The 11,942-nt window shown below is 76.3% G+C and carries 10 protein-coding genes; 6 read left to right on the top strand and 4 right to left on the bottom strand.

All coding sequences use genetic code 11. The features are described 5' to 3' along the window. Positions 1–221: 221 nt before the first annotated feature. The 3 genes from ACFQ11_RS16750 to ACFQ11_RS16740 form a co-directional block, all read right to left on the bottom strand. Positions 222–2,591: a helicase-associated domain-containing protein gene (locus ACFQ11_RS16750; RefSeq protein ID WP_378299457.1), complete on the bottom strand. Its 2,370-nt coding sequence runs from the start codon at positions 2,589–2,591 to the stop codon at positions 222–224. 155 nt (positions 2,592–2,746) lie between these two features. Further along, complete coding sequence (locus tag ACFQ11_RS16745) at positions 2,747–3,364, bottom strand: TetR/AcrR family transcriptional regulator (RefSeq protein ID WP_378299455.1); 618 nt, start codon at positions 3,362–3,364, stop codon at positions 2,747–2,749. Positions 3,365–3,478: 114 nt separating this feature from the next. Further along, positions 3,479–3,829, bottom strand: a complete 351-nt coding sequence (locus ACFQ11_RS16740) for a hypothetical protein (protein ID WP_378299453.1) — start codon at positions 3,827–3,829, stop codon at positions 3,479–3,481. Between the two features lie 308 nt (positions 3,830–4,137). Between ACFQ11_RS16740 and ACFQ11_RS16735 the strand changes: the two genes are divergently transcribed. From ACFQ11_RS16735 to ACFQ11_RS16720, 4 genes are all read left to right on the top strand, one after another. Then, positions 4,138–4,797 carry an HAD family hydrolase gene (locus ACFQ11_RS16735; protein ID WP_378299451.1) on the top strand — a complete coding sequence of 220 codons (660 nt, stop codon included), beginning with the start codon at positions 4,138–4,140 and terminating at the stop codon, positions 4,795–4,797. A gap of 166 nt (positions 4,798–4,963) precedes the next feature. Further along, positions 4,964–5,359: a cold-shock protein gene (locus tag ACFQ11_RS16730; RefSeq protein WP_378299449.1), complete on the top strand. Its 396-nt coding sequence runs from the start codon at positions 4,964–4,966 to the stop codon at positions 5,357–5,359. A 68-nt stretch (positions 5,360–5,427) separates the two neighbouring features. Next, complete coding sequence (locus tag ACFQ11_RS16725; RefSeq protein WP_378299447.1) at positions 5,428–6,303, top strand: DUF3027 domain-containing protein; 876 nt, start codon at positions 5,428–5,430, stop codon at positions 6,301–6,303. A 3-nt stretch (positions 6,304–6,306) separates the two neighbouring features. Continuing rightward, a complete protein-coding gene (locus ACFQ11_RS16720) occupies positions 6,307–9,519 on the top strand; it encodes a sacsin N-terminal ATP-binding-like domain-containing protein (RefSeq protein WP_378299445.1) in 3,213 nt (1,070 codons plus the stop codon). A gap of 36 nt (positions 9,520–9,555) precedes the next feature. On the opposite strand, the gene ACFQ11_RS16715 is transcribed toward ACFQ11_RS16720, so the two are convergent. After that, positions 9,556–9,822, bottom strand: coding sequence for a DUF2530 domain-containing protein (locus ACFQ11_RS16715; protein WP_378299443.1), 267 nt, complete (start codon positions 9,820–9,822; stop codon positions 9,556–9,558). An 88-nt stretch (positions 9,823–9,910) separates the two neighbouring features. Between ACFQ11_RS16715 and ACFQ11_RS16710 the strand changes: the two genes are divergently transcribed. Both ACFQ11_RS16710 and ACFQ11_RS16705 read left to right on the top strand, forming a co-directional pair. After that, positions 9,911–10,381 (top strand): MarR family winged helix-turn-helix transcriptional regulator, encoded by a 471-nt coding sequence (locus ACFQ11_RS16710; protein ID WP_378299441.1) that lies wholly within the window; start codon positions 9,911–9,913, stop codon positions 10,379–10,381. 249 nt (positions 10,382–10,630) lie between these two features. Then, a complete protein-coding gene (locus ACFQ11_RS16705; RefSeq protein WP_378299461.1) occupies positions 10,631–11,896 on the top strand; it encodes an MFS transporter in 1,266 nt (421 codons plus the stop codon). The last annotated feature ends 46 nt before the right edge of the window (positions 11,897–11,942 follow it).

Below are 11,942 nucleotides of genomic sequence, written 5' to 3'. Positions count from 1 at the left end.
GTTGCGGGGGGTGGGGCCATCTCGGGCGCGTTCGGGCTGTGCTTGGGTCGCCGCCCTGCTCCTGGTGGTGTGGCCGGGGTCGTTGCGGGGGGGTGGGGCCATCTCGGGCGCTTGGCCGGGTGGCTCCCGGTGCCCGGTGGGTCGGGTGGTTTCAGGGGTGGGCGTCGTCCCTTTGGGGGTTCGTGGCGCCGGGTTGGGGGCGGGCCGGTTCCGGGGGCGGGTCAGGGGGCGTCCAGGTCGGAGACGCCGGTTATGCGGTGGAGGGCGAAGCGGTGGACGGCGGCGCGGGTGGCGTCGTAGCCGGTGAGGAAGCCGCCCTCGACGCGGACGGGTTCGACGATGCGGCTGGACGCCTGGCCCTGCTGGTCGAGGTAGCCGATCCAGACGCGGCCGCCGCGTTCGACGGCGGCGCGGAGGCGTTCGACGGTCGCCATCGCCGGGGAGCGGGGCGGTTCGCCGCCGGGGGCGTCGGCCCGGTCGGGGCCGTGCCGGGACGCCTCGTCGCCGGCCCGCAGGGCTCGCACGGCCGCCGTGATCATCGAGGCGTCGGCGTGCGGGTCCTGCCGCACGCGGACGATCTCCGCGGTGGGCGGCGGGTCGGCGCGCTGCGCGTCCGGGCGGGTGACGATGACGCCGCCGCCGGGCGACTCGGCCACCGGGGCGAGGCCCATCGCGCGGAGGCCGTCCAGCAGTTCGGCGCGGTGCAGGCCGGACGCGAGGACGGTCGGGGCCAGGCGGTGCAGGCGGAGGGGTTCGGCGCGGCGGTCGGCGAGGATCTCGTCGAGCATCGCGGGGGAGTCGGCGCGGACGTAGGAGGTGAGGGAGCCGACGCGGAGCTGCCCGTGGCGGCGGGCGACGTCCTCGATCAGGTACGTGAGCGGCTGGGGGAGGGGCGTCGCCGAGTGCCGGGCGAGGAGGGCGGTGAGGTCGGCGGCGGTGCGGCCGGCGTCGAGGGCGCGGCGGATCGAGGCGGGGGTGAACCGGTAGACGGTCGCGCCGCCGGTGGATTCGACGTCGGCGGTGAGCGCGAGTTCCCGGGCGAGCTCGGTGACGAGGGGGCCGGGCGCGATCGCGGTGAGGTCGGCCTGGATGAGGATCTGGTCGACGGGTTCGGGGAGGTGCTTGTCGAGTTCGGGTTCGGGGTCGTCGCCGGCGAGGAGGGCGCGGGCGAACGGGGAGAGCTCCCCGAAGCCGGTCAGGCCGAGGGCGGCGGCCTCCCGCAGGGTCCAGCCGAGCAGCCGGTCGCGGAGCGGGCCGCCGCGGCGGGGCTGCAGCCACGCGAGGCGCGCGCGCAGGGCGTCCGCGGACGGGACGACGCCGCGTTCGGCCTCGCCGAGGATCTGCAGGACGGCGCGGCGGGTCGCGGGCGCGGTGCCGCGCACCATCGCCTCGCTCAGCGCGTTGATGAGCCGGTCGCGGTCGTCGCGTTCCCCGGCGAGCCCGGCGACGCGGTCGGAGCGCAGCCAGCCGCGGGCGAGTTCGGTCCAGCGGCCGGCGGTGTCGCGCATCAGCCACAGGTCGTAGGCGGGGGTGGGCAGCCACTCGCCGTCCAGGTCGCCGCTGCGGGTGAGCAGGCCCGTCGCGAGCGCGGACTCGATCAGCAGCGCGGCGTGCCACTCGGGGACGTCCAGCAGGGTCGCGGCGGCGCGCAGGTCGCGGACGGCGAGGCCGCCGCTGCGCAGCACGGCGGGCGGTTCCAGGCCCCAGTGCTCGAGGAGTTCCTCGACGAGCCGGACGGCGGCCGCGGCCTCGCCGGCGGCGGCCCGCACGACCGTCTCCTCCGGGTGCGGGGCGGGCGGGTCGGCGGGGGCGAGCGGCGGCGGGTCGGCGGGGACGTCCCGGAACAGCCGTCCGTCGCGCAGGTGCAGCGCGACCTCGCGGGGGAGGGTGACCGTGCGGTCGTCCTCGGCGGCGAGGAGCCCGCGGGCCAGCAGCCGCTCGATGGGGGTGGTGGCGGTGTCGACGCGGACGGGGCGGCGGGCGTCGGCGACGCGGCCGACGGGCGGCCCCCACGCGAGCTGCTCGAGGGCGGCGCGGGCGTCGGGGCCGGCGTCGTCGATCAGCGGGCCGGGCGCGGCGAGCAGGCCGGCGAGCCGGGCGATGAGCCGGTCGGCGTCGGGGAAGCCGCGCGGCGCCGCCCCGTCCAGGTCGGTGACCAGGTCGGTGAGGCGCTCGGGGGAGTAGCCCGCGAACACCTCGCGGACGGGCGGGCCGAGCCCCGCGGGGTGCGGCAGCGCCTGCCGGACGCCCGGCGCCGCGTTGGGCGCCGCGTCGGGGGCCGCGTCGCCCCAGGCGAGGCCGTGGCGGCGCAGGACGGCGAGGGCGTCGTCGACGCGGGCGCGGGGCGCGTCGAGGGCGGCGGCGAGCGCGCCGGGGGCGGTGTCCGGGAGGACCAGGACGGCCTCCAGGACGGCGAGCGTGAACCGGTCGAGCCGGTCGAGGGCGCGGGAGACCGCGGCCGGTGTGGTGGCGCGGGCGGCGAGCGCCGTCAGGTCGGCGGGGACGGGCGCTAGCAGTTCGGGACGCGCGGACAGCAGCGCACGCAGCTCGTCGTCGCTCCGTGCGCGGAGCCAGTCCGCATACGTCTCCATGCAGCGCCACTCCCGCCGTCCGCTTGCCCGGCCCGCCGTTTCTCTGGTCGTCGTCGCCCGCCGCCGTCGTGACGGCTCTCTTCAGGGTAGGAGCACCCGAAGTGTGCGGTGGCGGCGGCGCGCCCCCGACCCGCCGGACGGTCCGGGCGGGCGGGTCAGGACGCGGGCGTGGCCTGCCGGTGGGCGAGGCCCATGCCGAGCCGCGCCCAGCTCTCCACGAACCGCCGCTCGTCGATGCGGGTCGGCGGCTCGTACATCGACTCGTTCGCCAGCCAGTAGTTGACGACCGCGCCGCCCAGGATGGACGCGACCGCGGGCCAGTCCTCGTCGGAGTCGGCGTATTCGGGCTGCTCGGACAGCCAGGTGGCGATCCCGTCGTAGAGCGGGTTGACGATGCCTTCGCGCATCTCCGCGACGAGGTGCGGGAACTGGTCGAGGTCGCGGAACAGCACGCGGATGAGGTCCTGCTCCTCGCGCATCTTGGCGAGCCCCGCCTGGCAGGTCATCCGGAGCCGGACCTCCAGCGGGCGGCCCGCGTAGGCGGTCGAGTTCGCGAGGACGTCGCTGATCTGCTTGCGGGTCCGTTCGATGTGCTCGCGGATGGCGGAGGAGAGGACCTCCTCCTTGGACCGGAAGTGCCGGTAGAGACCGCCCGCGCCCGGGGACAGCCCGGCCGCGGCCTCGATCTCGGCGACGGACGTCGCGGCGTAGCCCCGGTCGGCGAACAGTCGGAGCGATTCGGCCACGATCCGCTCGCGGGTACTTGGCGTCATGGTGATGGTTTCCTCCGCAAGAACAGTAAGGCATCCCGGACTCGGTCACCGCTGCTCAGGTCCGGCGAGCCTCGTTTCGTGACCGTTCTCGCATCGGCCGGGGCGTCCGCCGGGTCAGGCGAGACGGCGGACGAGCGCGGCGATGAGCCGGCCGACCACCAGGTACACGAGGGCGGCGAGGCCGTAGTTGACCGCGACGGCGATCTTCGGGTCGTCCGGGCGGAAGACGTCCTCGAACCGCCACGCGAGCCATCCGGCGCCGTCCGCGAACCACCGCACGATCTCGTTGCCGGTGTTGGCCTCGAACACGACGAACAGGATGTGGATCGCGAGGATCGCCACGGCGATCGTCGTGACGACCGAGACGGCGGTGGCGACGGCTCCGGCGGCCCGCCCGGGCGCGCGCGGCGCGCGGCGCCGTCCCGTCCGGGGGTCGCGGTCGGTGCCGGTGGTGCTGTCTGTCATGGCGCCTCTCCCTTCGCCGGGCCGGCTGATCGTTCTTTTGCCGGCGCTGGTCCTATCGGGTGCTGTGTTTTCCCTGGTGGGGCGGTTGGTGGCGGGGGTGCCGGGTATTCCTGCAGCACGGGCGGAGTTCCCGGTGACCGGACAGGCCAGTTCCGGCCACGCGGAAAGGTTCCCGCGCGAAGAGTTCCCGCGCTCTCCCACTCGGATCCCGTCGCATCGCCACTACCGGGAGGGCGCGGGTACTCGCGTCTCGAACGTCCTAGAGGACCTTTACCCTGTGGGGCGTGCTGCACCGCGATTCACCGGAAATGTCTCCGGAAACGTCCGGCGGGTCCCCGGCGGGGGACGTGCGGGCCCGCTCCGGGCCGGTCGTAGGATTCGACCTCGACCTGACGCTCGCCGACACCCGCGCCGGGATCTCCGCGGTGTACGCGGCGCTCGCCGCGGAGACCGGCGTGCCCATCGACGTCGACGTGGTCGTGGGGCGGCTCGGGCCGCCGCTGGAGGTCGAGCTCGCGCACTGGTTCCCGGCGGCGGAGGTGCCCGCGATGGCGGACCGCTACCGGGCGATCTACCCCGAGGTCGCGGTCCCGGCGACGGACGTCATGCCCGGTGCGGCGGCGGCGCTGGACGCGGTGCGGGCGCTGGACGGGCGGGTCGTGGTGGTGTCCGGGAAGAACCAGGCCGACACCGAGCGGACGGTCCGGTTCCTCGGGCTGCCCGTGGACGCGGTCGTCGGCGGGCTGTTCGGCGCCGCCAAGGGCGTGGCGCTGCGCGAGCACGGCGCCGGCGCGTACATCGGCGACCACACCGGCGACGTGGACGCGGCGCGCGCCGCCGCGGCGGTCGCCGTGGGCGTCGCGACCGGCCCGTTCGACGCCGCCGCGCTGGCCGCGTACGGCGCGGACGTCGTCCTTCCGGACCTGCACGCGTTCCCGGACTGGCTCGCCGGTTTCGTGACCCGCTGACGGAGCATTTCCCGCGCGCCGAAAATGGGGTGCCGCGCGAACTCGTTCGGGGTACTTTGCGAGCATCGGTCCCGGTGTGCCGTGCACGCCCCCGGCGTGTTCACCGGCTCTCGGCGAGGCACTAATCTTGGGACCGATTCCAGACGATTACTAGACGAGGTCTCCCGTGCCGACTGGCAAGGTCAAGTGGTACGACTCCGACAAGGGGTTCGGTTTCCTCACCCGTGACGACGGGGGTGAGGTCTTCGTGCACTCCTCCGCTCTGCCGGGCGGGGTGACGTCGCTCAAGCCCGGGCAGCGCATCGAGTTCGGCGTGGTCGAGGGCAGGCGCGGGCAGCAGGCGATGCAGGTGCGGGTCCTGGAGACCCTGCCGTCCGTCGAGAAGGCCATCGCCAAGCAGCGGCGCAAGAAGCCGGACGAGATGGTGCTGATCACCGAGGACCTCATCAAGCTGCTCGACGGCATCTCCAACACCTACCGGCGCGGCAAGCACCCCTCCGCGGCCGAGGCCAAGAAGATCGCCACCGTGCTGCGCGCGGTCGCCGACGACCTCAGCCCCTGACGTCCCCGAGGGGCGGCGGGCGCCCGCGGCGGGCGCGTTCACTTGGATCCATGGGCGAGAATTGGGATGTGAGCCCAACGCGTCAGTCCAGCCCAGCTCCCGAGAACGCCAAGAACCCGCCCGCGACCAGGGCGGCCGGCCGCTCCGCCGGGGCCCGCCGCGCCCGGACGCCCGCCGTCGACCGCGCGTGCGCCGAGGCCGTCGACCTCGCCCGCGCGGCGGCGGAGGAGACGGCCCGGCCGGGACAGGTCGGCGAGCATCTCGGCCTCCGCGCCGAGGCCGACCGGGTGGTCACGCACGCGTTCGAGTGCCTCGACCCCGCCTACCGGGGCTGGCGCTGGTCGGTCACCGTGGTGCGGGCGTCCCGCGCCAAGAACGTGACCGTCAACGAGTGCGTGCTGCTCCCCGGGGACGACGCCCTCCTCGCGCCCGACTGGGTGCCGTGGCTCGAACGGCTCCGCCCCGGCGACCTCGGCCCCGGCGACCTGCTGCCGACCGCGGCCGACGACGTCCGGCTCACCCCGGCGTTCGCGCAGACCGGCGACGGCGACCGCGAGGCGCAGTGGGAGCCGGGCCTCGGCCGCGTCCGGGTGCTGTCCCGCGAGGGCCGAGACGAGGCCGCCGCCCGCTGGTACGACGGCGTCCACGGCCCCCGCGCCCCCATCGCCGCGTCCGCCCCCGCGCAGTGCTCCACCTGCGGGTTCTACCTGCCGCTCGCGGGCGAGCTGCGCCAGGTGTTCGGCGTGTGCGCCAACGAGTACGCCCCCGACGACGGCCGCGTCGTGTCCGCCGACCACGGCTGCGGCGCGCACTCCGAGGCCGTCACCGTCCCCGCCGCGTCCGAGCACGGCCCCCCGGTGATCGACGAGCTCGGCTACGACCTCGTCCCGGGCCCGGGGGACGACTCGGCGCCCCTGGACGACGAGGCGCTCGGCCATAGCTGACCGGTGACCCGCCCCACTGACCCCGCGGCCGACCCGTTCGGCGCCCGCGCCCTCCGCGAGCGGGTGCTGCGCGCCTGGGACGAGTCGCCGGCCCGCTTCCGCGAGGACGCCAACACCGAGGACGACCACGCCCTCGGCGGCTACCGCGACCGGGTGATCGTCGAACTGGCGCAGAACGCCGCCGACGCCGCGTCCCGCGCGGGCGTGCCCGGCCGCCTCCGGCTGGTGCTGGACGACGGCGTCCTCACGGCCGCGAACACCGGCGCGCCCCTCGACGCGCCGGGCGTCGAGGCCCTCTCGACCCTCCGCGCGTCCGCGAAACGCGACGACACGGGCGCCGTGGGCCGCTTCGGCGTCGGTTTCGCCGCCGTCGTCGCCGTCACCGACTCCCCCGCGATCGCGTCCCGCACCGGCGCCGTCGCCTGGTGCCGCGACCGCGCCCGCGAACTCGCCGAGGGGCTCCCCGGCGTCGCCGCCGAGGTCGGGCGCCGCGCCGGACGCGCGCCCCTGCTCCGGCTGCCGTTCGCCCTCCCGCCCGCGGACGCCCCGCCGATCCCGGACGGCTTCGACACCGTCGTCCGCCTGCCGCTGCGCGACGGCGACGCAGTCGCGTCCGTCCGCGCGCAGCTCGCCGAGGTCGCGGCGCCGCTGCTGCTCGCGCTCCCGGCCCTGGAGTCGGTCGAGATCGTCCTCGACGGCGCCGAACGGACCCTCACCGCCCGACGCGCGGCCCGCCCCGCCGAGCCGGACGCCGCCGACGGGCGTGTGCCCGGTGCCGGCCGGCCCGCCGAGGGCGCGGCCGAGGGCGAGGCGCCCGGACTCGCGCCGGGCGGCGGCGACCGGCGGCCCGCCGAGGGCGCGGGGCCCGGGTTCACGCCCGGCGATGCCGCTGACCGGCGTGAGCCGGGTGTGCCCGCGTTCGTCCCGGACGAGTTCGCGGACGGGACGGCCGGGGCCGGTGCGTCCGTCCGGGGTGTGGTGATCGACGGGGTCGAGTGGGCGACCGTCGAGGCGCACGGGGCCGTGCCGGACGGCCTGCTGGCCGACCGGCCCGTGGAGGAGCGGGACCGTCCGTTCTGGCTGGTGCGGTGGGCGCTGCCCGAAGGCGGGGACGTTCCGCGGGCGCTGCACGCGCCGACGCCGACGGACGAGCCGCTCGACCTGCCCGCGCTGCTGATCGCGTCGTTCCCGCTGGCGCCGGACCGGCGGCACGTCGCCCCCGGGCCGCTGACGGACTTCCTCGTGGAACGGGCCGCCGACGCGTACGTGCGGCTGATGGGCGCGCGGGCGGCGTCGCCCGCGGTGCTCGGGCTCGTGCCGGGGCCGGTCGCGGCGGGGGAGCTGGACGCGCGGCTGCGGCGGGCGATCGCCGACCGGCTCCCGGAGGCGCCCGTGCTGCCCGGCGGGACGCGGGGACGGGACGCGCTGGTGCTGGACGCCCCGGCCGGGTTCGTCGAGCTGCTCGGCGGGCACGGGGACGGGCCGGCGGTGTTCGGCGGGCTGCTGCCGCCGGGTTGGCCCGCGCGGAGCCCGGCGCTCGCGGCGCTCGGGGCGCGGCGGATCGAGCTGGCCGACGTGGTCGACGAGCTGGCCGCGGTCGAGCGGGAACCGGCCTGGTGGCGGGGCGTGTACGCGGCCCTGGAGGGCGCCGACGCGGAGGGGCTCGGTGCGCTGCCGGTCCCGCTCGCGGACGACCGGCTGGTGCGGGGCCCGCGCGGGCTGCTGATCGCGGACGGCGTCGACCCGGCGGGCCTCGGGGTGCTGGGGCTGCGGTTCGTCCATCCGGACGCGGTGCATCCGCTGCTGCGGCGGCTGGGCGCGGTCGAGGCCGGCCCCCGCGCGGTGCTGGGCGATCCGGCGGTGCGCGCGGCGGTGGAGGACTCGTTCGACGCGGACGATCCGGACGCGGTCGCGGAGGCGGTGCTCGGGCTCGTCGCCGCGGGCCCGGTCGACCCGGGGGACGAGCCGTGGCTCGCGGAGCTGGCGCTCCCGGGCGACGACGGCGAGCTGTACCCGGCGGGCGAGCTGCTCCTCCCCGGGAGCCCGCTGCGCGGGCTGATGGCGGACGACGCCCCGTTCGGCGTCGTCGACGGGGGGCTGCTCGAACGGTGGGGCGCCGAGACGCTCGCGGCGGCCGGCGTCCTCGACGGGTTCGCGCTCGCGCGCGCCGAGGACGTCGACCTGACCGCGCTCGCCGACGAGGCCGAGACCCTGCACCTGGACGGCGAGGAGCTCTGGGCCGACGACGTCCTGCGCCGCGTCGGCCCCCAGGAGCTGCCGCCCGCCGTGCCCGAGCTGACGGCCGTCCGCGACCTCGAGCTCGTCGACGACTGGGCCGCCGCGCTGCGGCTGCTCGCCGAGCCGCCGTGGCGCGCCGCGATCGTCGAACCGGCGCACGTCGTCCTGCACACGGGGCGGCGCGCGGCCGTCCCGTCGTACACGGCGTGGTGGCTGGGGCGGCGGCCGGTGCTGGAGGGGCGCGCGCCGGGCGAGTTCCGGCTCCCGGGCGACGACTCGCTCGCGGGGCTGTACGACGTCGCGCCGGACGCCCTGGACGAGCGGCTGCTGACGGCGCTCGGCGTCCGGACGTCGCTCGACGACCTGCTCGACGAGCCCGGCGGCGCCCGCGAGCTGCTGGAGCGGCTCGCGGATCCGGCGCGCGACGTCGCCCGCGACCGGCTCGGCGCCCTGTGGACGGCGCTCGCCGACGCCCCGGACCTCGACGTCGCGCCGCCGGAGCGGGTGCGGGCCGTCGTCGACGGCGAGGCGGAGGTCGTGGACGCGGCGGACGCGCTCGTCCTCGACCGTCCCGACCTGCTGCCGCTGCTGGCGGGGCAGCCGCTCGTGATCGCGGCCCGGGGCCGCGAGGAGCGCCTCGCCGAACTCCTCGACCTGCCCTTGGCGAGCGACGAGGTGGCCGGTGAGGTCTCCGCCGGCCGTGGGGGCGGCGCGGAACGGCCCGTCCCGGAGGCCGTCCGGGCCGTGCTGCCCGACGCACCGGACGTCTACCGTGCGCATGACCGTCTGATCGTGGACGGCACGGACGTGCAGTGGTGGGTGGGCGACGGTCACGTGCACGCCGACGGCCCCGCCGGGCTGGCGCGCGCGCTGGCCTGGGTCACCGGGGAGTGGGAGGCCAGGCTGCGCGCGGAGGCCGTCCTGCGGGATTTCGAGGCGCTGCCCGTCCTGCGGGCGGAAGGCGACCTGGACGACTAGAGGCGGCCGAGGGGGGCCGAGGGGGCCGAGGGGGCGCTACGAGTGTTCGGGCTCGCGGCGGGCGGCGGCGCGTTCGGCCTCCAGGCGTTCGCGGGCGGCCTGGAGGCGGGGGATGTACCAGGTGGCGAACAGGCCGATGCCGATGCCGGTGACGCACACCCAGATCCACCAGCCGTCCTCGGCGGGGAGGTCGGCGAGCAGCAGGACGGCGAGCGCGACCGCCCACGCGGCCGTGCCGACGGCGGCGATGCGGACGTCGTTGGTCTTCATCGGCGGCGGGTCGGGGCGGCGCTGGCGCGTCATGCCTCCAGGGTACGGTGCCCGGACCGGGCGGACGCCGGGCGCCTCCGGGCCCGGTCCCGGGCATGGCAGCATGGGCGACAGGAGACCGATGAGCATGTCCACAGAACACACCCCGGCCGCGCGGACGCCGGGGCTGGCCGAGGAGCTGCGCATCTCGATCGCGCGGCTGTCGCGGCGGCTGCGCACGCTGCGCCCGGAGGCGTCCGAGGGCGGCGCGGAGAGCCCGCTGCCGCTCACCCAGTTCGCCGCGCTGGCGGCGATCGAGCGGCACGGGTCGATGACGCCCCGCGAGCTGGCCGACCACGAGAAGGTGCAGCCGCCGTCGATGACCCGCGTGATCGGGCATCTGGAGGAGCGGGGGCTGGTGCTGCGCAGCCCGCATCCGACGGACGGGCGGCAGGTCGTGCTGCAGGCGACCGAGCGCGGGTGCGCGCTGCTGGCGGCCGAGCGGCGGCGCAAGGAGGCGTGGCTGTCGCGGTGCCTCGGCGAGCTGACCGAGGACGAGCGGGAGATCCTGCGCCGCGCGGCGCCGGTGATCGACAAGCTCAGCCGTTCCTGACCCCTGCCCGTCTCCTGACCCCTGCCCGTTCCCGGCCCCTGCGCGTTCCTGTTCCGGCCGCCTCGCAGGGCGTTTGCCGGAATGCTCATGCCCCGATTATCGTTAGCAAGGGTAATGAGTTCTGGTGACGAGGGACCCGACGAAACCGGGGGAGCGGCGCTCCGGAAGACCGCCGCTCCCGAGCCCGGCCGTGCCGACCCGCCCGACGCGGGGGACGCGGGCGACGCGGGCGGCGAACCCCGCGGCGGCATGTTCCGGTCGCTGCGCAACCGCAACTACCGGCTGTTCGCGACCGGGCAGGTCGTGTCCAACACCGGCACGTGGATGCAGCGCATCGCCCAGGACTGGCTGGTCCTCGAACTGACCCACAGCAGCGGCACCGCGCTCGGCATCACCACCGGCCTCCAGTTCCTGCCGCTGCTGCTGTTCGGCCTCTGGGGCGGCGTGATCGCCGACCGCTACCCCAAGCGCCGCGTGCTGATGATCACGCAGGTGTCGATGGGCGCGCTCGCGCTCGTCCTCGGCCTGCTGGCGATCTCCGGGACGGCGCAGGTGTGGCACGTGTACGTGCTCGCGTTCGGGCTCGGCATGGCCACGGTCGTCGACAACCCGACCCGGCAGGCCTTCGCCGTCGAGATGGTCGGGCGGCGCGACCTGCCGAACGCGATCGCGCTGAACAGCGCGATCTTCAACGGCGCCCGGCTCGTCGGCCCGGCCGTCGCCGGGGTGCTGATCACGGTGATCGGCACCGGCCCGGTGTTCCTCGTCAACGCCGCGTCCTACGGCGCCGTGCTGCTCGGCCTCCAGGCGATGCGGGCCGACGACCTGCACCCCGCGGAGCCGGTGAAGCGCGCGAAGGGCCAGCTCGTGGAGGGCCTCCGGTACGTGCGGGGCCGCCGCGACCTGGTGATCATCCTGGTGCTGGTCGGGTTCGTGGCGACCTTCGGGATGAACCTGCAGACGACGATCGCGCTCGTCGCCCGCGAGGTCTTCCGCACCGGCGCGTCCTCGTTCGGGCTCGCGACGAGCATGATGGCGCTCGGGGCGGTCACCGGGGCGCTGCTGTCGGCGCGGCGGGCGTCCCGACCCCGGCTGCGGCTGCTGCTCGGCGCGGCCCTGGTGTTCGGCGTCCTGGAGATCGTCACCGGCGTGATGCCGACCTACTGGTCGTTCCTGCTGATGCTGGTGCCCACCGGGATCGCGCTCATGACGTTCACGACGTCCGCGAACGCGACGATGCAGCTCAGCGTCGCCCCCGAGATGCGCGGCCGCGTCATGGGCCTGTACATGCTGGTGTTCCTCGGGACGAACCCGGTCGGCGCCCCGTTCATCGGGTGGGTCGCCGAGACGTTCGGGCCGCGCCTCAGCATCGTGCTCGGCGGGATCGTGTGCGCGACGGTGCCGCTCGTCGTCGCCGCGTTCGCGCGCCGCCGGCCGGGCGGAACACCGGACGGGACGGGCGACGGCGCCCGCGACCGGCCCCGGGACCGGTCACAAGGCGCCGTGACCGCGTGACAACGGGTGCCGTCTGCTGGAAAGCTGGTGAGGTGGCTCTCGGGAC

The organism is Actinomadura sediminis (assembly GCF_042675525.1).
Lineage (GTDB): Bacteria > Actinomycetota > Actinomycetes > Streptosporangiales > Streptosporangiaceae > Spirillospora > Spirillospora sediminis.
The sequence above is the reverse complement of the archived record's forward strand: the minus strand, read 5'-3'. Positions and strand labels throughout refer to the sequence as shown.

Bases quoted from the DNA above. Each gene is read 5' to 3' on its own strand.
- ACFQ11_RS16750 (WP_378299457.1), bottom strand. From the start codon at position 2,591: ATGGAGACGTATGCGGACTGGCTCCGCGCACGGAGCGACGACGAGCTG.
- ACFQ11_RS16745 (WP_378299455.1), bottom strand. From the start codon at position 3,364: ATGACGCCAAGTACCCGCGAGCGGATCGTGGCCGAATCGCTCCGACTG.
- ACFQ11_RS16740 (WP_378299453.1), bottom strand. From the start codon at position 3,829: ATGACAGACAGCACCACCGGCACCGACCGCGACCCCCGGACGGGACGG.
- ACFQ11_RS16735 (WP_378299451.1), top strand. From the start codon at position 4,138: ATGTCTCCGGAAACGTCCGGCGGGTCCCCGGCGGGGGACGTGCGGGCC.
- ACFQ11_RS16715 (WP_378299443.1), bottom strand. From the start codon at position 9,822: ATGACGCGCCAGCGCCGCCCCGACCCGCCGCCGATGAAGACCAACGAC.
- ACFQ11_RS16710 (WP_378299441.1), top strand. From the start codon at position 9,911: ATGAGCATGTCCACAGAACACACCCCGGCCGCGCGGACGCCGGGGCTG.
- ACFQ11_RS16705 (WP_378299461.1), top strand. From the start codon at position 10,631: ATGTTCCGGTCGCTGCGCAACCGCAACTACCGGCTGTTCGCGACCGGG.